We start from the raw sequence: 20,380 nt of genomic DNA on the forward strand, positions 1-20,380 counted from the left end.
GCGGGCGAGGCCAGACAGCGATCCTCTCATTTTATGTCTAGACATATAAGCTGAATATGGCTAAACATAAATGGCAAGGAGGGTCCGATGATTCGTTACGTTCTGCGCAATGCGCGACTGCTGAGCTGTGCCGACGGGGCTGACGGCTATATGCTGCAAACCGCCGATCTGGCCGTGGAGGGTGACCGGATCGCGGCGATCGGCGATCTGCCCGCGTCGTTCCGGGACGCCGAACGGCGCGACATGGAGGGGCGGATCGTCACCCCGGCGCTGATCGACTGCCACACCCATCTGGTGCATGGCGGCGACCGGGCGCGGGAATTCGAGATGCGGCTGGAGGGCGCGAGCTACGAGGAGATAGCGCGGGAAGGCGGCGGCATCCTGTCCAGCGTCATCGCCACGCGCGCGGCCGATGAAGACGCGCTCGTCGCCTCGGCGCTGCCACGGCTCGATGCGCTGCTGGCCGAAGGGGTCGGCACGGTCGAGGTCAAGTCGGGCTACGGGCTGACCATCGAGGGTGAGATCAAGATGCTGCGCGCGGCGCGGCGGCTGGAAAAGCTGCGCAAGGTCCGCATCGTGACAAGCTGGCTGGCCGCCCATGCCGTGCCCCCAGAATACAAGGACCGCCCCGACGCCTATATCGACGAGATAGCGATCCCCGGTCTGCGCGCCGCCCATGACGAGGGGCTGGTCGATGCGGTGGACGGGTTCTGCGAAGGCATCGCCTTTTTGGTGCCGCAGATCGCGCGGCTCTTCGATGCCGCGGCGGAGCTGGGCCTGCCGGTCAAGCTGCATGCCGAACAGCTCTCCCATCAGGGCGGGTCGAAGCGGGTCGCGGCGCAAGGCGGGCTGTCCGCCGATCATGTCGAATATGCGACCGAGGAGGATGCGCAAGCCATGGCGCAGGCGGGGACGGTGGCGACGCTGCTTCCCGGCGCGTTCTACACGCTGCGCGAAACGCAATTGCCGCCGATCGAGGCGTTCCGCGCCGCCGGCACGCGGATGGCGCTGGCGACCGACTGCAATCCGGGCACCGCGCCGATGACGTCGATTCTGCTGGCGATGAATATGGGGGCCACGCTGTTCCGCCTGACGCCCGAGGAATGCCTGCGCGGGGTCACGTGCCATGCCGCCGCAGCACTCGGGCTGGAAGATTGCGGCGTGCTGGCGCCCGGATGCCGCGCCGATCTGGCGGTCTGGAATATCGCGCACCCGGCCGAGCTGTCCTATCGCATCGGCTTCAACCCATTGCATGAACGCTATCACGGAGGTGTCAGATGCTGACGCTGGTTCCCGGCGAAGCCACGCTGGATCAACTCGAAACCATCTGGCGCAGCGACGCGCCCGCACGGCTGGACGACGGGGCGCGGGCGGGCATCCGCGCCTCCGCCGAACGGATCGCGGCGGCGGCGGCGGGCGATGCCGGGGTCTATGGCGTCAATACCGGATTCGGCAAGCTGGCCTCGGTCCGCATTGCCGCGGAGGATACCGCCACGTTGCAGCGCAACCTGATCCTGTCGCATTGCTGCGGCGTGGGCGCGCCCCTGGATCTGCCCGCCGTGCGGCTGATGATGGCGCTGAAACTGCTGAGCCTGGGGCGCGGTGCCTCGGGCGTGCGCATCGAGATCGTCGAGCTGATCGAGGCGATGCTGGATCGCGGGGTGATGCCGGTCGTGCCCGAGCAGGGCAGCGTCGGGGCCTCGGGCGATCTGGCGCCGCTGGCGCATATGGCCGCGGTGATGCTGGGGCAGGGCGAAGCATTTTTCGACGGTGCGCGCCTGCCGGGGGCCGAGGCGCTGACCCGCGCCGGGCTGAGCCCGGTCGTGCTGGGTGCGAAGGAGGGTCTGGCGCTCATCAACGGCACGCAGTTTTCGACCGCGCTGGCGCTGATCGGGCTGTTCCGGACCTGGGCCTGCGCGCGCGCCGCCCTGGTGACGAGTGCGATGTCCACCGATGCGATCATGGGCTCGACCGCGCCGATGCATCCCGAGATCCACGCGCTGCGCGGCCATGCCGGCCAGATCGAGGTGTCGGCGATCACCCGCGATCTGCTGGACGGCAGCGAGATCCGCGAAAGCCACCGCGACGATGATTTGCGCGTGCAGGATCCCTATTGCATCCGCTGCCAGCCGCAGGTCACGGGCGCGGCCATCGATCTGCTGCGCTTTGCGGGCCGCACCCTGCTGACCGAGGCCAATGCGGTCACCGACAACCCGCTGGTGCTGTCGGATGGCCAGATCGTCTCGGGCGGGAATTTCCATGCCGAGCCGGTGTCCTTCGCCGCCGACCAGATCGCGCTCGCCGCCGCCGAGATCGGCGCCATCTCGCAGCGCCGCGTGGCGCTGATGGTCGATCCGGCGCTGAATTTCGGCCTGCCGCCCTTCCTGACGCCGCAGCCCGGGCTGAACAGCGGGCTGATGATCGCCGAAGTCACCACCGCCGCGCTGATGAGCGAGAACAAGCATCTGGCCGCGCCGTGTTCGGTGGACTCCACGCCGACCTCGGCCAACCAGGAGGATCACGTCAGCATGGCCGCGCATGGCGCACGGCGGCTTGGGCTGATGACCCGCAACCTGGCGGTGATCGTGGGAGTGGAGGCGATTTGCGCCGCGCAGGGGATCGAGTTCCGCGCGCCGCTGACAACCTCCGCGCCGCTGGCCCGCGTCATTGCCGCCATCCGCAAGAGTGTCGCGACCATGGGCGAGGACCGCTATCTCGCCCCCGATCTCGCCGCCGCACAGACCATGATCGAGGACGGCACGCTCTCCGATGCCGCCGGGATCGGCATCGAGATCTGAGCCGGTCCGAACCAACGAAGATTGAGGAGCTTTCCATGTCAACGAACCCCCGCCACAACGCCCGCGACGTTTATCCCGCCACCGGCACAGAGATCACCGCGAAAAGCTGGCTGACCGAGGCCCCGATGCGGATGCTGATGAACAACCTGCATCCCAACGTGGCCGAGAACCCGCATGAATTGGTCGTCTATGGCGGCATCGGCCGCGCCGCCCGGACCTGGGCCGATTTCGACAAGATCGTCGCCGCGCTGAAGGATCTGGAGGCGGACGAGACGCTGGTGGTCCAGTCCGGCAAGCCCGTCGCCATCGTGCGCACCCATGCGGACGCGCCGCGCGTGCTGATCGCCAATTCCAACCTCGTGCCGCATTGGGCGAACTGGGATCACTTCAACGAGCTGGATAAGAAGGGGCTGGCCATGTATGGCCAGATGACCGCCGGATCGTGGATCTATATCGGGTCGCAGGGCATCGTACAGGGCACCTATGAGACCTTTGCCGAGGCCGGGCGTCAGCACTATGACGGCGATCTGACCGGCAAATGGATCCTGACCGCGGGGCTTGGCGGGATGGGCGGCGCACAGCCCTTGGCCGCGGTGATGGCCGGGGCCTGCTGTCTGGCGGTCGAGTGCGACGAGACCCGCGCCGATTTCCGCATCCGCACCCGCTATTGCGACGAGAAGGCGCAGACGCTGGACGAGGCGCTGGCGATGATCGACCGCTGGACCAAGGCGGGCGAGGCGAAATCCGTGGCGCTGATCGGCAATGCGGCCGAGATCTTCCCCGAGATCCTGCGCCGGATGCAGGCGGGCGAGCCGATGCCGAATGGCCGCCCCGATATCGTGACCGACCAGACCTCGGCCCATGACCCGGTGCATGGCTACCTGCCCAAGGGCTGGAGCGTCGCGGAATGGCGCGCCAAGCAGGAGAGCGATCCGAAAGCGGTCGAAAAAGCCGCCCGCGCCGCGATGCGCGACCATGTCGAGGCGATGGTCGGGTTCTGGAATGCGGGCGTGCCGACGCTGGATTACGGCAACAATATCCGCCAGGTCGCCAAGGAGGAGGGGCTGGAGAACGCCTTTGCCTTCCCCGGCTTCGTGCCCGCCTATATCCGCCCGCTCTTCTGCCGCGGCATCGGCCCGTTTCGCTGGGCGGCGCTGTCGGGCGACCCGGAGGATATCTACAAGACCGATCAGGCGATGAAGGAGCTGTTCCCGGAAAACGAGGGGCTGCATCGCTGGCTGGACATGGCGCGCGACCGCATCGCGTTCCAGGGCCTGCCGGCGCGGATCTGCTGGATCGGGCTGGGCGACCGGCACCGGGCGGGGCTGAAATTCAACGAGATGGTCGCGAGTGGAGAGCTGAAAGCGCCGGTGGTGATCGGCCGCGACCATCTGGACAGCGGCTCGGTCGCCTCGCCCAACCGCGAAACCGAGGCGATGATGGACGGCTCTGACGCGGTGTCGGACTGGCCGCTGCTGAATGCTCTGGTTAATACCGCATCCGGGGCAACATGGGTCAGTCTGCATCACGGCGGCGGCGTCGGCATGGGGTTTTCCCAGCATTCGGGTGTGGTGATCTGCGCCGATGGCACGCCGGAGGCGGCGAAGCGGCTGGAGCGGGTGCTGTGGAACGATCCCGCATCCGGGGTCTGGCGTCACGCCGATGCGGGCTACGACATCGCGCTCGACTGCGCCCGCGAGCACGGGCTGCGTCTGCCGGGGATTCTGGGTTGAGTGCTGTGGGTGCGGATCGCGTAAGCGGCCCGCCACCTACCAGAGAGAGTTCCTGCTTTCACATGACGTAACCCTGTGTTGCGCTCGGCGGGAAGCGTCCGCCTGGGGGCGGGCGGACGCGTGCCTGCCGCTGGCGCGGCAGGCGGGCTGAGCGGGGACGATTCATGATTGTCCCCGTTGGCTCGGAGTTGGTGCCTCCGGTGACTGGCCGATGAATGGCGGGAGCGTCTTCAACGGCAGCCGCCCGCATTTTCAGAGACGTATCTGACGACTGCGCGACAGACAGGCGGAGCGGAATCGTATCGGGCGGCAGGACAAACCCGCCGCCCGATGTGACTTATGCGGCCTTCTTCTGGCTGCCGAAGCGGCCATAGAAGCTCTGATCCTTCTCGGCCATCTCTCGCAGCAGATCCGGCGCGGTGAAGCGCGCGCCATGTTCGGCGGAAAGCTGGTCGCAGATCTCGACCGCGCGGGCCGCGCCCATCATGTCGAGCCAGGAGAACGGCCCGCCCGACCACGGCGCAAAGCCCCAGCCGAGGATCGCGCCGACATCGCCTTCGCGGATGTCTTCCAGCACGCCTTCCTCAAGCGCGCGGACGGCTTCCAGCACCTGCGCGAACATCAGCCGGTGCTGCACCTCCGTCAGTTCGGGCTGGTCGTCGGCTTCGGGGAATTGCGCGTCGAGCCCGTCCCAGAGCCCCTGACGCTTGCCCTTCTCGTCATAGGCGTAGAAGCCGGATTTCGACTTGCGGCCCATGCGGCCCTGATCGGCCATCCAGAACAGCACCTCATCGACCGCACCGTCCGGGTAGGCATCGCCCATCGCGGCCTTGGTGGCCTTGGCGATCTTCACACCCAGATCAATCGAGGTCTCATCGACCAGTTGCAGCGGACCCAGCGGCATCCCCATCATCTTGGCGGCATTCTCGATCAGCGTCGGATTCACACCCTCGGCCAGCATCCGCATCCCTTCGTTCAGATAGGGGATGATGCAGCGGTTCGCATAGAAGAAACGGGCATCATTCACCACGATCGGCGTCTTGCGGATCTGGCGCACGAAATCGAGCGCCTTGGCCACGGCCCGGTCGCCGGTTTCCTTGCCCTTGATGATCTCGACCAGCATCATCTTGTCCACCGGCGAGAAGAAATGGATGCCGATGAACTGTTCGGGCCGCGAGGACGCCTTGGCCAGCTCCGTGATCGGCAGGGTCGAGGTGTTGGTCGCGAAGATCGCCGTGTCCGGGATCTTCGCCTCGGCCAGTTTCGTGACCTCGGCTTTGACGCCCGGATCTTCGAACACCGCCTCGACGATCAGGTCGCAGCCTTCGAGCGCCGCGTAATCCGTGGTCGCGGTGATCCGGCCCAGCACTTCGGCCCTCTTTTCCTCGGTGACCTTCTTGCGGCTGATGCCCTTATCCAGAATGCCCTCGGAATAGGCCTTGCCCTTATCCGCCGAGTCCTGCTTGGCGTCGATCAGCACCACCTCGATCCCGGCATTGGCGCTGACATAGGCAATGCCCGCCCCCATCATGCCCGCGCCGAGGATACCGACCTTCTTGACCTTCTCATCCGGCACGTCAGGACGGTTCGCGCCCTTCTCCAGAGCCTCCTTGTTGATGAACAGGCTGCGGATCATCGCGCCGCTGCTGGGGTTCATCAGCACATTGGTAAACCACCGCGCCTCGATCTTCAGCGCCGTGTCGAACGGCACCTGCGCGCCCTCATAAACCGCGCTCAGCAGCGCCTTGGCCGCCGGATAGACGCCCATGGTCTTGCCATGCACCATGGCATTCGCGCCGACAAAGGTCATGAAGCCCGCCGGGTGGAACGGCTCGCCGCCGGGCATCTTGTAGCCCTTCTGGTCCCAGGGCTTCACGATATCGGCGTCCGAGGCGTTCAGCACCCAGTCGCGCGCGGCGGAGACGGGGTCGTCCACCACCTCATCGATGATCCCCGCGGACTTGGCCTTTTTCGGGTCGTTCAGCTTGCCTTCCAGCAACAGCGGCGCGGCGACCATCGCGCCCATCTTGCGCACCAGCCTTGTCGTGCCGCCCGCGCCGGGGAAGATGCCGACCATGATCTCCGGCAGGCCGATCTTGGCCTTGGGATTGTCGGCGGCAAAGATCCTGTGCGTGGCCAGCGGCAGTTCCAGCCCGATGCCGAGCGCGGTGCCGGGCAGGGCGGCGGCAATCGGCTTGCCGCCCTTGTTGGTCTTGGGGTCCATCCCCGCCCGCTCAATCTTGCGCAGCATGCCGTGAAGCTGCATGACCAGATCGAAGATCGCCTGCGCGCCGCCGGCTTCCTTCATGGAACCCAGCACGTTCAGATCCATCCCGGCGGCGAAATCCGGCTTGCCGCTGGTGATGACGATGCCCTTGACTGCATCATCGGCAAGCGCGTCGTCGATATGGCCGTCCAGCTCGCGGATGCCGGCCTCCGACAGCACGTTCATCGACTTGCCCGGCACATCCCAGGTGATCGTGGCGACGCCGTCGGCGTCCTTGTTCATGGTGAATTCGGTCATGTGTCGTCTCCCTCGAGCCGTTCCCGCGGCTCTGAAATGATCCTGAAACCCGGCTCCGTCCGGTCTTGATCCGCGGTCAGGCGGGCCTCGCGGATCCTCTGCAAGATCGCGTCGGTGCCCCGCGCGACTGTCTCATCATCGACGCGACAAAAAGGCGCCCCCTCATCCGCGGCCCAGCGGTCGAAGATCGAGCCGTCTTCGCTGGCGATCAGCACCCATAATCCGGTCTCCCTGTCCCGAAGCCGCGTGGCCTTCCCTTCGCCGCCGCCAATCAGCTTGAGCGACGGGTCCGCTGCTGCGACCGCCTGGAATGGATGATCGGCCATCACACGCGCTCGATGATGGTGGCGGCACCCATGCCCGACGCGATGCAGAGCGTGGCGAGGCCGGTTGTCTTGTCCTGCCGCTCCAGCTCATCCAGCAGCGTGCCGATGATGATGGCCCCGGTGGCGCCAAGCGGATGCCCCATGGCGATGGAGCCGCCATTGACATTGACGCGAGCCGGATCGACCTGGAACGCCTGCATGAAGCGCAGCACGACGCTGGCAAATGCCTCGTTCACCTCGAACAGGTCGATATCGCCGATGGACATGCCGCTATCCGACAGGATCTTTTCGGTGACGGGCACCGGGCCGGTCAGCATGATCGTCGGATCGGTGCCGATCTTGGCGGTGGCGCGGATCCGGGCGCGGGGCGTCAGCCCGTTGGCCTTGCCGAATTCCTCGTTGCCGATCAGCACGGCGGCGGCCCCGTCCACGATGCCCGAGGAATTCCCGGCATGGTGGATATGGTTGATATGGTCGAGATGCGGGTATTTCAGCATCGCCACCTTGTCGAAGCCGGGCATGATCTCGCCCATCTCCTGAAAGCTGGCCTTCAGCTTGCCCAGATCTTCGGTGGTGGTGCCGGGGCGCATATATTCGTCGCGGTCCAGAATGGTCAGCCCGTTCTGATCCTTGACCGGCACGATGGATTTATCGAACCGGCCTTCTTCCCAGGCCTTGGCGGCGCGTTTCTGCGACTCGACGGCCAGCGCATCGGCCTCCTCGCGGGTGAATCCGTATTCCGTGGCGATGATATCGGCGCTGATGCCTTGCGGCACGAAATAGCTCTTCATCGCCAGGCTCGGATCGACGGCAATCGCCGCGCCATCGCTGCCCATGGCCACCCGGCCCATCATCTCGACCCCGCCGGCCAGATAGCCATTCCCGGCCCCGCCCTGGATCTGATTGGCGGCGAGGTTCACTGCCTCCATCCCGGACGCGCAGAACCGGTTGATCGAGAGGCCGGGGATCGATTCATCGAGATCCGAGGCCAGCACGGCCGAGCGCGCCAGGCAGCCGCCCTGTTCCTTGACCTGGGTGACATTGCCCCAGATCAGATCCTCGACCGCGTGGCCTTCAAGCCCGTTGCGCTCCTTCATGGCGTTCAGCAGCCCGGCGGACAGGGTGAGCGATGTCACCTCGTGCAGGCTGCCATCCTTGCGGCCCTTGCCGCGCGGCGTGCGGGCGGCGTCATAGATGAAAGCGTCGGTCATGAGTCCTCCTGTTGCACCCGGTCGGCAGGGCTGCCGGGCATCAGATCGTAAGGGTGTTTCCAGCCGGGCAGGGCGGCGATGCCGTCCAGCCAGCGATCGATATGGGGCCATTCGGCGCGATCGAAGCCGAAGGGTTCGTCATAGAACAGGTAGCCGCAGCAGGCCGCATCCGCGATGGTAAACGTGGCGTCAGCGACCCAGTCACGTTCCGTCAGATGCGTGTCGAGGATCTGATACGTGGCTTTCAGCCGGCCCTTCAGATAGTCGATCGCGCCTTGCGGGCGTTTCGAGGCGGGGATGAAATTCTGCAGGAACCGCGCCGGGCCGGCCTGGCCCGACAGTTTGTGATTGTCGAACATCAGCCAGCGCAGAATCTCGTTGCGGTCGCTGCCAAGAAATTTCCCGGTCCGATCGGCAATGTGGAGCTGAATCACCGCCGACTGGCTAAGCGTCAGATCGCCCTCGCGAAACACCGGCACCTCGCCCATCTCGTTGAGCGCGCGGAATTCGGCGCCGCGCGCCTCGCCGCCGAAGAAATCGACCCAGACCGGCTGCCAGTCATAGCCGGCCAACTCCATCGTCAGCGCCGCCTTGTAGGCATTGCCGGATTCGCCGAAACACCAGAGCTGTGCGGTCATGCCTCTTTCCTCCTGCCTGCCGGGGGCTGCCCGCCCCCGGACCCCGCGGGGTATTTCCGTGAAGAAGAAAGCCACCCCTTAGGGAAATCGCAACCTTCTCCGGCTAGTTCGTTCGGCGCGGTACAGGCTGGGGAGCCGATGACCGCTGAAGGAGAAAGCCCCGGCCCGCGCCCTGGCATGCCGCCCGGTTCGGGCCGGGGCCGTTTCTTCTTCATTCAAATACCCGCGCCGCAGGCATCGCGCGATGCCGATTGAGCGGCGCGGGCGATGATCTCCACCGGCTCAGAACGCCTCGGCTGCCAGATCCATCACCGGCTCGGCGCCGGATTCGATCCGCGCCAGATGGGTCGCGGTCATCGGCAATTGCCGCTTCATGTAATAGCGCCCGGTGGCCAGCTTGGTTTCATAGAATTCCGTGTCGCCCGTGCCCTCATCCAGCGCCTTCTGTGCGGCCACCGCCATGCGCGACCACATCAGCCCGAGCGCCACATGGCCGAAGAGATGCATGAAATCATAGGAGCCGGCCAGCGCGTGATTGGGGTTCTTCATGCCGTTATTCATGAAGAACATCCCCGCTGCCTGCAGATCCTTCGAGGCGGCCTTGAGCGGCTCGAGGAAGTCGGCCTTCAGACCCATATTCTGCTCGTTTTCCTTGATGAAGCTCTTCACCGTCTCGAAGAACGCCATCACATGCTTGCCGCCATCCTGGGCCAGCTTGCGGCCGACCAGATCCAGCGCCTGGATGCCATTGGCGCCTTCATAGATCATGGTGATGCGGGCGTCGCGGACGAACTGGCTCATGCCATGTTCCTCGATATAGCCATGCCCGCCATAGACCTGCTGGGCCAGCACCGTCGTCTCGAACCCCTTGTCGGTCAGGAAGCCCTTGATGACCGGGGTGAGCAGCGACACCGCGCCCTCGGCCTCGTCATCGCCGGCCTTGGCCTTGTCGATCTGGTGCGCGCCCCAGAAGGACAGCATCCGCGCCCCTTCGAGGAAGCTTTTCTGATCCATCAGCGAGCGGCGGATATCGGGATGCACCATCAGCGGATCGGCGGGTTTTTCCGGCGCCTCGGCCCCGGTCACGGCGCGGCCCTGAAGCCGGTCCTTGGCGTATTCCACCGCGTTCTGATAGGCGGCCTCGGCCACGGCGTAGCCTTGCAGGCCGACGCCGATCCGGGCTTCGTTCATCATGGTGAACATGGCCCGCATGCCCTTGTGCAGATCGCCGAGCAGCCAGCCCTTCGCCGCGTCGTAATTCATCACGCAGGTGGCGTTGCCGTGGATCCCCATCTTCTCTTCGAGATTGCCGACGCTGACCCCGTTGCGCTCGCCCAGCGAGCCATCTTCGTTGACCAGGAATTTCGGCACGATGAACAGGCTGATCCCCTTGGTGCCCTCGCCGCCGCCCGGCGCTTTGGCGAGCACCATATGGATCACGTTCTCGGCCATGTCGTGATCGCCGGCGGAGATGAAGATCTTCTGCCCGGTGATGAGATAGGAGCCGTCATCCTGCGGCTCTGCCTTGGTGCGCAGCATGCCCAGATCGGTGCCGGCATGGGGCTCGGTCAGGTTCATCGTGCCGGTCCAGTCGCAGGAGACCATCTTGGGCAGATAGGTCTGCTTCTGCGCGTCGGAGCCGTGGGTGTGGATCGCCGAATAGGCGCCGTGCGTCAGGCCCTGATACATGTTGAAGGCCATGTTGGCCGACACGAACAACTCGCCCGTGGCCAGACCCAGCACATAGGGCATGCCCTGGCCGCCATATTCCGGGTCGCAATCAAGCGCGGTCCAGCCGCCCTCCTTCATCGCCTCGAAGGCCGCGTCGAAGCCCTTGGGCGTGCGCACCACGCCGTTTTCCAGCACGCAGCCTTCGCGGTCGCCCACGACATTCAGCGGCAGCAGCATGTCGGTGGCCAGCTTGCCGGCGGCTTCCAGCACCGCATCGGTGAAATCCCGGTCCAGCTCGTCATGGCTGGGCAGGCCGGAGGCGGAGACGTCCAGCACGTCGTGAAGGATGAACTGCATGTCGCGGACGGGGGCATTGTAGATGGGCATAATCGGTCCTGTCGTGAATGGGGCGGCGCCGTCCCTCGGGCGGCGTCGCGTTATGGTTGGATTGGTCGGGTGCGGGTCAGCCCCGGCGCCGGTCTTCCAGCATCCGTTCGGCGTTCCCGATCCGCTGGCGCAGCTCGTCGATGGCCACGGTCAGCTCTTCCTGCTGCCGGGTCATGTCCGCCAGCCGCTGGCGCGAGGCCTCGATGGTGGCGGCGATCTGCGTCACGTTGTTCTCGCGCGGATCGTAAAGCTCCAGAAGCTGGCGGATATCCTCCAGGCTGAAGCCGAAGCGCTTGCCTTGCAGGATCAGCTTCAGCCGCGCCCGGTCGCGCCGGTTATAGAGCCGGTGCTGACCGCGCCGTTCCGGCGAGATCAACTCCCGCGATTCGTAGAAGCGCAAGGTGCGCGGCGTCACATCAAACAATTCACACATCTGGCGGATGGTCATCAGATCTTCCGTCAAACCCAGCCCTCCTTCTGGTCAGGCGGATCACCCCGCCTCGTGATAACAAGAACATCGCAAAAGTTGACGCGAACGTAAAGCAAAACGCTGCGTCACGACTGTGGACCGACAGCTTCGATTTTACGCCAATAACCGGAAATGAATTAAGAAACAGATAGCCGGAGGGGTCAGCCCATCCGGCGCAGCTCTTCGGCCGTCTCATCGCGAAGCTGGCGCAGATCCTCCATCGCGGTCTCGATGTCGCGCTTCTGCTCGGCCAGAACGTCAAGCTGACGATTGGCCTTGTCGATCCAGACCTCGAATTGCTCGCGATTGCCCTTGTTGTCGTAGATTTCCAGCCATTGCCGGATTTCCTCGAGGCTGAAGCCGAAGCGGCGGCCGCGCAGGATCAGCGTCATCCGGGCCACTTCGCGCGCGCCGTAGAAGCGGGCGCGGCCTTCCTTGCGGGGGCGCAGCAGCTCGATATATTCGTAGTAACGCAGCGTCCGGGGCGTCACTTCGAAACGCGCGCACATATCCTTGAAGTTAAGTTCTTCTGAACCCGGCATGGAACCCTGCCTTTTCGTCCCTTTCCGCAACGCTAGCCCGGAACCCACGCGCCCGCAACCTTGACGGGCGCGGCAGACGGCTATTGCCGTCCCGGTGCCCGCGGCGCTAACTGCGGGGGCGAGACAGGAAGGGACGGTCATGGCGACAGACGACACGGTATCTTCGGCGACGCGGGACCGCATTGCCCAGCAATTCATCGAGGCGCTGCCCTTCGCCCGCGCGCTCGGGATGCGGCTGGACCGGCTGGACAATGGCGAGGCCGAGATCTCGATGGGCTGGAACGAGGAGTTCATCGGCGATCCGCGCAGCGGGGTGATCCATGGCGGAGTGATCTCGGCGCTGATGGACACCTGCAGCGGGGCGGCGGTGCTGTCGCACGCGACCGCGCCGAAATCGACGGCGACGATCGATTTGCGCATCGATTACATGCGCGGGGCCACGCCGGGCCAGCGGCTGACGGCGACGGCACGGTGCTATCACGTCACCCGCTCGGTGGCCTTCGTGCGCACCCAGGCCTTCGACGACGACCGCGACCAGCCCGTGGCGACCGCCACCGGCGCCTTCACGCTGGAGCGCTGAGATGGCCGATCGCAACGAACCGCTCCAGCAGGTCAAGCTGCGCCGGGACACGGCGCTGAAGGCGTTAGTCGATGGCGTCCCCTATATCCGCTGGATGGGCATCCGCTTCGACCGCCGCGGCGACGAGCTGACCGCGATCATGCCCTTCGACGAGAAGCTGATCGGCAACCCGTTCCTGCCCGCGATCCATGGCGGGGCGACTGCGGCCTTCCTGGAAATCGCGGCCATTGTCGAGATGTCCTGGGTGGCGATGTGGGAAGACCTCGAATCCGGGCGCATCGCGCCGGATGCGGCGATCCCCGACACCACGCCGCGCCTGCCCAAGACCATCGATTTCACCGTGGATTACCTGCGCTCGGGCCTGCCGCGCGACGCGTATGCGCGGGCGCGGGTGGTGCGCTCGGGCCGGCGCTATGCGTCAGTGCATGTCGAGGCCTGGCAGGACAACCGGGCCAAGCTGTTTGCACAGGCGACCGCGCATTTCCTGATGCCGCAGGGCTGATCCTTGTGAGCCGGCGCGACATCGTGACCCATCGCCGGGTGTTGGCGATTGCCCTGCCGATCGTGCTGTCCAATGCCACCATCCCGTTGCTGGGGGCGGTCGATACCGGGGTGATCGGCCAGCTCGGTCGCGCCGCGCCGATCGGGGCGGTGGGGATCGGCGCGGTGATCCTGACCTCGATCTACTGGATCTTCGGCTTTCTGCGCATGGGCACGTCCGGGCTGGTGGCGCAGTCCCACGGCGCCGGGGACCGGGCCGGGACGGGCGCCCATCTGATCCGTGCGCTGGCGATTGCCGCATTGGCCGGCACGGCGCTGATCCTGCTGCATCCGCTGCTGTTTGCCGGCGCGTTCCGCCTCGCCCCGGCCAGCGACGAGGTCGAGCGGCTGGCGCGGCACTATCTGGCGATCCGCATCTGGGGCGCGCCCGCCACGATTGCGCTTTACGCGCTGAATGGCTGGCTGATCGCGATGGAGCGCACCCGGCATGTGCTGGTCCTGCAACTGGTGCAGAACGGGCTGAACGTGGCGCTCGACCTGCTCTTCGTGATCGGGTTCGGCTTCGGGGTCGGCGGGATCGCGGCCGCGACGCTGATCGCAGAGATATGCGGGCTGGCGCTCGGGCTGTGGTTCTGCCGCAGCGCGCTCTCGGCCGCACGCGGTCAGGCGGGGATGTTTGCGCGCGCGCCGATGATGCGCTTCCTGCGGGTGAACTCGGACATCATGCTGCGCTCGGTGCTGCTGCAGGCGGCCTTCACCAGCTTCATGTTTCTCTCGGCCGGGCAGGGTGACGTGGCGCTTGCCGCCAACCAGGTGCTGCTGCAATTCCTTCAGATCACCGCCTATGCGCTCGACGGGTTCGCCTTCGCGGCCGAGGCGCTGGTGGGGCAGGCAGTGGGCGCCGCCCGGCCGGGCGCGGTGCGCCGCGCCGCCATCCGCAGTTCGCAATGGGGCGGCGCGGGGGCGGCGCTGATGGGGGTGGTGTTCCTCGTTGCGGGACCGGCGATCATTGATGTGCTGACCACCGCACCGGGGGTGCGCGCGGCGGCGCGGGACTACCTGCCCTGGCTGGTCGTGGCGCCGGTCCTGGGCATTGCAAGCTGGATGCTCGACGGTGTCTTCATCGGCGCCACGCTGACAGCCCGGATGCGCCGCGCCATGATCGAGGCGGTGGCGGTCTATGTCGCGGCGCTGCTGATCCTGCCGCAGCTCTGGGGCAATCACGGGCTGTGGGCGGCGCTGATGGTGCTGAATGTCACCCGGGCCCTGACCATGGCGCGGTTCTATCCCGAGGCGGAGGCCGAGGCCGCAGCCCCGCGCGCCGCCTAGATCAGACCCATTTCGCCAGAGGCGGCAGGCTCATCAGCACGGCATCGGCATTATGCCCGGTTTCCAGCCCGAATTTCGTGCCGCGGTCATAGACGAGGTTATACTCGGCGTAGAGCCCGCGATGGACAAGCTGCGCCTCCTTGTCCGCGTCGTCCCAGCCCTGCGTGCAGCGCGCCTCGGCCAGCGGCAGGAAGGCGGGCAGAAAGGCCTCGCCCACGGCGCGGGTAAAGGCGAAATCCGCCTGCCAGTCGCCGCTGTTGAGATCGTCGAAGAAGATCCCGCCCACGCCGCGCGCCCGCCCGCGATGGGGGATGAAGAAATACTCGTCCGCCCAATCCTTGAAGCGCGGGTAATACGCGGCGTCATGCGCCGCGCAGGCCGCCTGCATCGTGGCATGGAAATGTGCGGTGTCCTCGGGGTATTCGATGCAGGGGTTCAGATCCGCCCCGCCGCCGAACCACCACGCGCCGGGCGTCCAGAACATGCGGGTGTTCATATGCACCGCGGGCGCGTGCGGGTTCTGCATATGTGCCACCAGGCTGATGCCCGAGGCCCAGAAGCGCGGATCATCCTGCATCCCCGGCACGCCGCGCGCAGCCATCGCCGCCTGCGCCTTGGGCGACAGATTGCCATGCACCTCGGACCAGTTCACGCCGACCTTCTCGAAGACCCGGCCGCCGCGCATCACCGACATGATCCCGCCGCCGCCATTCTCCGCCCGCTCGGTCGGCGTCACCTCGAACCGGCCCGGCGCGTCGTCGCCCGGCCCGCGATCCTCGAGCGCCTCGAAGGCGGCGGTAATGCGGTCGCGCAGCTCGCGGAACCAGTGTGCGGCCTGCTGCCGCGCGTCAGCCATGTCGTTCATCTTGCTCCCTCAGAGATCCGGGTCGCGCATTTCCATGTCCTGCCACGCGCATAAGCCCCCGACGGCGCTGCCGCAACTGCGTCCGATCCGCGCAGCCGTGGCGGAAAGTTGATTTGCCGGGGCGCAGGGCGCTGGCTAGTCTGGCCGCTCACACGCGCCACGGAGACCGCGCCATGTTCCGACGCCTGACCCTTGCCCTTCTGCCGCTGGCCATCCTTGCCGGCTGTGGCACGCCGCAGGAACGCTGCATCCGCGGCAATACCAGAGAATACCGCGCGCTGAGCCGCCTGCTGGCAGAGACCGAGGCCAATCTCGCGCGGGGCTATGCCTGGCAGGAACGCGACGTGGTGCGCACGCGCATCACGATCTGCCAGCGCCCGGTGCGCGACAAGGATGGCGAGATCCGATATGTCAGCGAAAGCTGCTGGCGCGACTACGTGGATACCGAACGCTACCGTGTGCCGATCGATCCGGCCGCCGAACGGCGCGTGCGCGACAATCTGGCCGCCAAGCTGGAGGTGCAGGAGGCCCGCGCCCGCCAGGTCGTCAGCCAGTGCCGCGCCGCCTATCCCGAAGAGGCGGCGGCCTAGAACATCGCCGCCTGCACCGGGTCCAGCAGGCTGCGCCCGCCATCGACATTGATGATCTGGCCGGTCACGAAGCCGGCGCCGTCGCCGACCAGATACATGACCGCATCGGCCAGCTCCTCGGATTCCGCGATCCGGCCCATCGGGGTGCCCTTGATGATCCCTTCGCGCAGCTCCGGGTTTTCCTTCAGCGTCTGCTTCAGCTCCGTCGTCATCACTGATCCGAAGGCCACGGAGTTCACCCGGATCCGCTTCGGCGCCAGGGCGAGCGCCAAGGCCCGCGTGGCCTGATCCTGCGCGGCCGAGGCGATGGAATAGGCCAGAAGCTCGGGATGGGGGCGCTGCGCGGCCAGGGTGGTCAGGTTCACGATGGCCCCCGCCATGCGCTGATCGTCGGCCCCTTCGGCCTGCGCGATCATCCGCTTCGCGACGATCTTGGACATGCGCAGCCCGGCCAGCAGGTTCTGGCGCAGCATCTCCTCCAGATCTGCCTCGCCGCCCTCCAGCGGATCGCTGGGCTTCACCAGCCGATGCGCGTTGACGAGGATATCCACCCGCTCGAACGCGTCGATCGTGGCCGAGAGCAGGTTCGCCATGGACAGGCGCTGCGACATGTCGGCGCTGAAGCTGCGGGCGCGGGGATCGTCTCCGAACCGCGCCATCTCCTGCGCCAGCACGGCATCGTTGCAATCGGCGAACATCACCTGCGCGCCGTGATTGAACAGTTGCCGGGCGATGGCCAGCCCGATGCCGCGCCCGGCGCCGGTGACGATCGCGGTCTTTCCTTCGACGGAATTGCTCATCTGCGTCTCCTGTTGCGGGCCCCGGCGCCGGTGGCGCTGAGGATCTTGAAACGGGTATCGCCGCCGATCTCGGACACGTCGGAGAAATGTTTGGCCAGTTCGGCCTCGTAGGGCAGGTGGCGATTGGCGACCATCCACAGCCGCCCGGCGCCGGTCAGAAGCCCGGCAGCCGCGCCTATAAAGGCCGCGCCCAGCCCGGGATCGGCAGCACGGCCCTGGTGAAAGGGCGGGTTCATGATGACCCCGTTCACCGGATCGGGCAGGCGAAACTGGCGGGCATCCTGCCAGTGGAACTGGGCGCGGGGATCGGTCACGTTTATCCGCGCGCAGGACAGCGCGACATGATCCGCCTCAACCAGGTGCAGCGTCTCGACGCCCGGATGCTGCAGGATCTGCGCCGACAGCCAGCCCCAGCCCGCGCCCAGATCGACGATGCGCGTCGGCAGTTTCTGCGGCAGCGCCGCGGCGAGCGCCGCCGATCCGGGATCGACCGCCTCGGCCGAGAACAGGCCGGGCCGGGTGGTGAAGCCGGGCGCGGGCGACAGCGCCGCGCCGGTCCAGCCGGGCGGGATCGCGCCGGGATCTGCGAGACGCGCGATCTTGCCATGCGCCTTGGAATGCAGCTCGGCAATGCCGGTCATCCCGCGCATCTCCTTCAGCAGCGACTCGATCCCGTCCGTCTTCTGCCCGTCGATCCACAGCATGCCATCGGGGGCCAGCCGTGCCGCGGCCGACGCGATGCGGGCGCGGGCCGCGTTGCGGGACCGGGGCAGGGTGACGAGCGCGGTGTCGAACGGGGCCGGGGCGCCGCCCGCGCCATCAGGGCCGGTCTCGGGGATCTCGGTCGCCAGCGAGAAGCCGCGGGCCTTTAGTGCGGCATGGTGATGCGCCATCGTCTCGACGACCAGGGTGCGGGCGGGATCGAACACGGACAGATCCTCGCCACCCTCGGCGCCGATCAGCAAGGTCCGGCCCGGTGCGCCGTCCGGGAAGGCAAGCGCCAGTCTTGCGGAACGCATGATCTTATTCTTTTTCCATCGTGCATTGCAGCGGGTGCTGCTGACGCCGCGCAAGTTCCATCACCTGCGCGACCTTGGTCTCCGCGATTTCATGCGAGAACACGCCGACCACCGCCACGCCCCGGCGATGCACGGTCAGCATGATCTCGATCGCCTGGGCATGCGACATCGCGAACAGCCGCTCCAGCACATGCACCACGAATTCCATCGGGGTGAAGTCGTCATTCAGCAGCAGCACCTTGTACATGGGCGGGCGCTGTGTCTTGGCACGCGGTTTGACGGCGAGGTCGGTCTCATCGCGATGGCCGGGATCCTGAGGCATTGCGGGTCAATCATGGGGTAAGGAATGGATTTGGCCAAATATAGGCCGCTTTCGCCGCATTGAAACCCCGTCGCAGCGGGCGGTGTCCGGCCGGCCGGTTCGCGGTAAAGTGAAAATCGCTCAAATGCAAGGTTTCCGCACGAATCATGCTGTGCTATGGTCAGTCTATTAACGACGGCCCCGTAAAAATCAGCAGGCCGCACACAGGCAAAAGAGATCGAGACAGTGACCAGATTCAGCACGACGTTCCGCGCAGGATTGCTGACGCTATTGGCGTTCCTGATTCCCTTGGCCGCGATTCCGAAAGCCGCACAGGCCGCGCCGTTTGCGGCCTTTGTCATGGATGGGCGAACCGGCAAGCAGATCCACGCGCAGAACGCGGATACGCGGCTGCATCCGGCATCGCTGACCAAGATGATGACGCTCTACATGGCGTTCACCGCGATCGAGCGGGGGCAGGTCCGGCTGGACACCAAGTTCACCATCTCGACCAATGCCGCGAACGAGGTGCCGTCGCGCCTCGGCCTGCGCGCCGGTCAGCGGATCGAGCTGCGCTACCTGATCCGCGCCGCCGCGATCAAGTCGGCCAATGACGCCGCCACCGCCATCGGCGAGAACCTGGCCGGGTCGGAGGATCGTTTCGCCGCGCAGATGACCGGCATGGCCAAGGCGCTCGGGATGAACAACACCCAGTTCCGCAACGCCAACGGGCTGACCCAGTCCGGCCATTTCTCGACCGCGCGCGACATGACCACGCTGGGACGGCGGCTGTTCTATGATTTCCCGCAATATTACTCGATCTTCTCGCGCCGCTCGGCGGATGCGGGGATCGCCACGGTGCGGTCGACCAACCGCACCTTCCTGGATAACTACTCCGGCGCGGACGGGATCAAGACCGGCTATACCCGCGCCGCCGGATTCAACCTGACCGCCTCGGCGCAGCGCGGATCGAAGCGGATCATCGCCACCGTCCTGGGCGGCACCTCCACCGCGCAGCGCAACGCGACGATGGCCAAGCTGCTGGATATGGGCTTCGGCCGCGCGCCGACACGCGTGCGCGAGATCAAGCCGGAGCCGCCGCAATATATCGTCAGCCGCAAATCCAGCCGCAAGGTGGCGGAGGCGGTGAAGAAATCGGCCGCACCCGCCGCGCGCCCCGCCTCGCTTGCGGCGGCCACCGCGGCGCAGGCCTCGGTCCGCACGGAGAGCCTGAACTCGGCGCTGAACGCGGCGATGGCGCAGGCCGCGAGCCAGCCGCCCAAACCGCAGCCCCAGCAACAAGGCAATGCGCGCAAGGGCCCGGCCCGGCTGGCCAGCAGTGCCCGCCCGCCCGCGCGTCCCGGCGGCGCGCGGCAGGTCGCGCAGGGCGCGGCGACCGATGCGGCGGTGCAGGCGGCGATGGCCGAAACCGGCGCCGCCGCCGGTGCCGTGCTGACCGCCTCGGCCCGCCCGGTGCCATCCCCGCGCCGCGAGGCCACGCCGCGCGCCGTGGCGGCGGCGAGCACGGCGAATGTGGTGCCGGCGGCGGCGTCGCAGACCGATCTGACGCTGAACTCCTCGCCCAAGCCGGAGCGGCGGTCCGATACCGTCATCATCTCCTCGGGCGGCAGCGCCAATGGCGCGCCCGAACCCAAGCCCAGCGAAAAGATCTCTCGCGCCTCCTCCTCGGGCGGGCAGGCCTGGGGGGTCTCTCTCGGCCGCTTCAAGAGCCGGGAACAGGCCGATGCGCGGCTGATCCAGGTCGCGATGCAGGAAAGCGCGCGGCTGCAGAACGCGCTGCGCCATGTGCGCGAAAGCTCGAAGGGATACGAGGCGACGCTGGTGGGGCTGTCAAAGGTCGATGCCAGCGCCACCTGCGCCAGCCTGTCCTCCCAGCAGATGCGCTGCGATGTGACCGCGCCCTGATCCCGGGCCGCCCCGGCCCGTGACGATCGGTCGGGATCATGGGAAAGGCCGAACCTGTTTCCCCCGAAGGCCGCGCCTGTCTGGCGCGGCCTTTCGCATTCCGAAGTGCCGGTGCGGCGGGGGCGCCGGGGTGCCGGATGGCTCAGCGGGTCTCACGCCGACCGGGTTGC

General features: G+C 66.6%; 19 protein-coding genes. 8 read left to right on the plus strand and 11 right to left on the minus strand.

The window, feature by feature from the left end; all coding sequences use genetic code 11:
* Positions 1-87: 87 nt before the first annotated feature.
* The 3 genes from hutI to hutU are packed head-to-tail and all read left to right on the plus strand — an operon-like array spanning position 88 to position 4,531.
* Entirely contained in the window at positions 88-1,284 is a 1,197-nt protein-coding gene (gene hutI / locus BLT73_RS12050) for an imidazolonepropionase (RefSeq protein ID WP_090524139.1), read from the plus strand.
* On the plus strand, positions 1,278-2,798 hold the full coding sequence (gene hutH, locus BLT73_RS12055; RefSeq protein WP_090524141.1) for a histidine ammonia-lyase: 1,521 nt from the start codon (positions 1,278-1,280) through the stop codon (positions 2,796-2,798). The genes hutI and hutH overlap by 7 nt, the downstream gene beginning before the upstream one ends.
* A 35-nt stretch (positions 2,799-2,833) precedes the next feature.
* Entirely contained in the window at positions 2,834-4,531 is a 1,698-nt protein-coding gene (gene hutU, locus BLT73_RS12060; protein ID WP_090524142.1) for a urocanate hydratase, read from the plus strand.
* A 337-nt stretch (positions 4,532-4,868) separates the two neighbouring features.
* Here hutU and BLT73_RS12065 read toward each other — a convergent pair whose 3' ends face one another.
* The 7 genes from BLT73_RS12065 to BLT73_RS12095 form a co-directional block, all read right to left on the minus strand.
* A complete protein-coding gene (locus BLT73_RS12065) occupies positions 4,869-7,055 on the minus strand; it encodes a 3-hydroxyacyl-CoA dehydrogenase NAD-binding domain-containing protein (RefSeq protein WP_090524144.1) in 2,187 nt (728 codons plus the stop codon).
* Positions 7,052-7,381: a hypothetical protein gene (locus BLT73_RS12070; protein WP_090524146.1), complete on the minus strand. Its 330-nt coding sequence runs from the start codon at positions 7,379-7,381 to the stop codon at positions 7,052-7,054. Before BLT73_RS12070 ends, BLT73_RS12065 begins: the two co-directional genes overlap by 4 nt.
* Positions 7,381-8,592, minus strand: a complete 1,212-nt coding sequence (locus BLT73_RS12075; protein ID WP_090524147.1) for an acetyl-CoA C-acetyltransferase — start codon at positions 8,590-8,592, stop codon at positions 7,381-7,383. Before BLT73_RS12075 ends, BLT73_RS12070 begins: the two co-directional genes overlap by 1 nt.
* A complete protein-coding gene (locus BLT73_RS12080) occupies positions 8,589-9,230 on the minus strand; it encodes a glutathione S-transferase family protein (RefSeq protein WP_090524149.1) in 642 nt (213 codons plus the stop codon). The genes BLT73_RS12075 and BLT73_RS12080 overlap by 4 nt, the downstream gene beginning before the upstream one ends.
* Before the next feature lie 282 nt (positions 9,231-9,512).
* Positions 9,513-11,288: an acyl-CoA dehydrogenase C-terminal domain-containing protein gene (locus tag BLT73_RS12085; RefSeq protein ID WP_090524151.1), complete on the minus strand. Its 1,776-nt coding sequence runs from the start codon at positions 11,286-11,288 to the stop codon at positions 9,513-9,515.
* A 76-nt stretch (positions 11,289-11,364) separates the two neighbouring features.
* Positions 11,365-11,736: a MerR family transcriptional regulator gene (locus tag BLT73_RS12090; RefSeq protein ID WP_090524249.1), complete on the minus strand. Its 372-nt coding sequence runs from the start codon at positions 11,734-11,736 to the stop codon at positions 11,365-11,367.
* A gap of 182 nt (positions 11,737-11,918) precedes the next feature.
* Positions 11,919-12,299, minus strand: a complete 381-nt coding sequence (locus BLT73_RS12095; RefSeq protein ID WP_090524153.1) for a MerR family transcriptional regulator — start codon at positions 12,297-12,299, stop codon at positions 11,919-11,921.
* Between the two features lie 139 nt (positions 12,300-12,438).
* Here BLT73_RS12095 and BLT73_RS12100 point away from each other — a divergent pair, with 139 nt between their 5' ends.
* From BLT73_RS12100 to BLT73_RS12110, 3 genes are read left to right on the plus strand one after another with little or no spacing between them, the layout of a single operon-like run.
* A complete protein-coding gene (locus tag BLT73_RS12100) occupies positions 12,439-12,879 on the plus strand; it encodes a PaaI family thioesterase (RefSeq protein ID WP_090524154.1) in 441 nt (146 codons plus the stop codon).
* Position 12,880: 1 nt separating this feature from the next.
* A complete protein-coding gene (locus BLT73_RS12105; protein WP_090524156.1) occupies positions 12,881-13,381 on the plus strand; it encodes a PaaI family thioesterase in 501 nt (166 codons plus the stop codon).
* Between the two features lie 5 nt (positions 13,382-13,386).
* Complete coding sequence (locus tag BLT73_RS12110; protein ID WP_245727311.1) at positions 13,387-14,709, plus strand: MATE family efflux transporter; 1,323 nt, start codon at positions 13,387-13,389, stop codon at positions 14,707-14,709.
* Between the two features lies 1 nt (position 14,710).
* Here BLT73_RS12110 and hemF read toward each other — a convergent pair whose 3' ends face one another.
* Complete coding sequence (gene hemF / locus BLT73_RS12115; RefSeq protein WP_090524158.1) at positions 14,711-15,574, minus strand: oxygen-dependent coproporphyrinogen oxidase; 864 nt, start codon at positions 15,572-15,574, stop codon at positions 14,711-14,713.
* Positions 15,575-15,747: 173 nt separating this feature from the next.
* Between hemF and BLT73_RS12120 the strand changes: the two genes are divergently transcribed.
* Entirely contained in the window at positions 15,748-16,164 is a 417-nt protein-coding gene (locus BLT73_RS12120; RefSeq protein ID WP_090524159.1) for a hypothetical protein, read from the plus strand.
* On the opposite strand, the gene BLT73_RS12125 is transcribed toward BLT73_RS12120, so the two are convergent.
* Genes BLT73_RS12125 through clpS form a run of 3 tightly spaced genes read right to left on the minus strand, consistent with a single transcriptional unit; the run spans position 16,161 to position 18,305 of the window.
* Positions 16,161-16,964, minus strand: a complete 804-nt coding sequence (locus BLT73_RS12125; protein ID WP_090524161.1) for an SDR family NAD(P)-dependent oxidoreductase — start codon at positions 16,962-16,964, stop codon at positions 16,161-16,163. The two genes, BLT73_RS12120 and BLT73_RS12125, sit on opposite strands and share 4 nt — an antisense overlap.
* Positions 16,961-17,983 (minus strand): class I SAM-dependent methyltransferase, encoded by a 1,023-nt coding sequence (locus BLT73_RS12130; protein ID WP_090524163.1) that lies wholly within the window; start codon positions 17,981-17,983, stop codon positions 16,961-16,963. Before BLT73_RS12130 ends, BLT73_RS12125 begins: the two co-directional genes overlap by 4 nt.
* Before the next feature lie 4 nt (positions 17,984-17,987).
* A complete protein-coding gene (gene clpS, locus BLT73_RS12135; RefSeq protein WP_090524164.1) occupies positions 17,988-18,305 on the minus strand; it encodes an ATP-dependent Clp protease adapter ClpS in 318 nt (105 codons plus the stop codon).
* A 225-nt stretch (positions 18,306-18,530) separates the two neighbouring features.
* Between clpS and BLT73_RS12140 the strand changes: the two genes are divergently transcribed.
* A complete protein-coding gene (locus BLT73_RS12140; protein WP_090524165.1) occupies positions 18,531-20,210 on the plus strand; it encodes a D-alanyl-D-alanine carboxypeptidase family protein in 1,680 nt (559 codons plus the stop codon).
* The last annotated feature ends 170 nt before the right edge of the window (positions 20,211-20,380 follow it).

It is taken from the genome of Paracoccus isoporae (genome assembly GCF_900101865.1).
Classification (GTDB): domain Bacteria; phylum Pseudomonadota; class Alphaproteobacteria; order Rhodobacterales; family Rhodobacteraceae; genus Paracoccus; species Paracoccus isoporae.

Coding starts and splice junctions, on each gene's coding strand:
- hutI (WP_090524139.1), top strand. CDS start 88: ATGATTCGTTACGTTCTGCGCAATGCGCGACTGCTGAGCTGTGCCGAC.
- hutH (WP_090524141.1), top strand. CDS start 1,278: ATGCTGACGCTGGTTCCCGGCGAAGCCACGCTGGATCAACTCGAAACC.
- hutU (WP_090524142.1), top strand. CDS start 2,834: ATGTCAACGAACCCCCGCCACAACGCCCGCGACGTTTATCCCGCCACC.
- BLT73_RS12065 (WP_090524144.1), bottom strand. CDS start 7,055: ATGACCGAATTCACCATGAACAAGGACGCCGACGGCGTCGCCACGATC.
- BLT73_RS12070 (WP_090524146.1), bottom strand. CDS start 7,381: ATGGCCGATCATCCATTCCAGGCGGTCGCAGCAGCGGACCCGTCGCTC.
- BLT73_RS12075 (WP_090524147.1), bottom strand. CDS start 8,592: ATGACCGACGCTTTCATCTATGACGCCGCCCGCACGCCGCGCGGCAAG.
- BLT73_RS12080 (WP_090524149.1), bottom strand. CDS start 9,230: ATGACCGCACAGCTCTGGTGTTTCGGCGAATCCGGCAATGCCTACAAG.
- BLT73_RS12085 (WP_090524151.1), bottom strand. CDS start 11,288: ATGCCCATCTACAATGCCCCCGTCCGCGACATGCAGTTCATCCTTCAC.
- BLT73_RS12090 (WP_090524249.1), bottom strand. CDS start 11,736: ATGACCATCCGCCAGATGTGTGAATTGTTTGATGTGACGCCGCGCACC.
- BLT73_RS12095 (WP_090524153.1), bottom strand. CDS start 12,299: ATGCCGGGTTCAGAAGAACTTAACTTCAAGGATATGTGCGCGCGTTTC.
- BLT73_RS12100 (WP_090524154.1), top strand. CDS start 12,439: ATGGCGACAGACGACACGGTATCTTCGGCGACGCGGGACCGCATTGCC.
- BLT73_RS12105 (WP_090524156.1), top strand. CDS start 12,881: ATGGCCGATCGCAACGAACCGCTCCAGCAGGTCAAGCTGCGCCGGGAC.
- hemF (WP_090524158.1), bottom strand. CDS start 15,574: ATGAACGACATGGCTGACGCGCGGCAGCAGGCCGCACACTGGTTCCGC.
- BLT73_RS12120 (WP_090524159.1), top strand. CDS start 15,748: ATGTTCCGACGCCTGACCCTTGCCCTTCTGCCGCTGGCCATCCTTGCC.
- BLT73_RS12125 (WP_090524161.1), bottom strand. CDS start 16,964: ATGAGCAATTCCGTCGAAGGAAAGACCGCGATCGTCACCGGCGCCGGG.
- BLT73_RS12130 (WP_090524163.1), bottom strand. CDS start 17,983: ATGCGTTCCGCAAGACTGGCGCTTGCCTTCCCGGACGGCGCACCGGGC.
- clpS (WP_090524164.1), bottom strand. CDS start 18,305: ATGCCTCAGGATCCCGGCCATCGCGATGAGACCGACCTCGCCGTCAAA.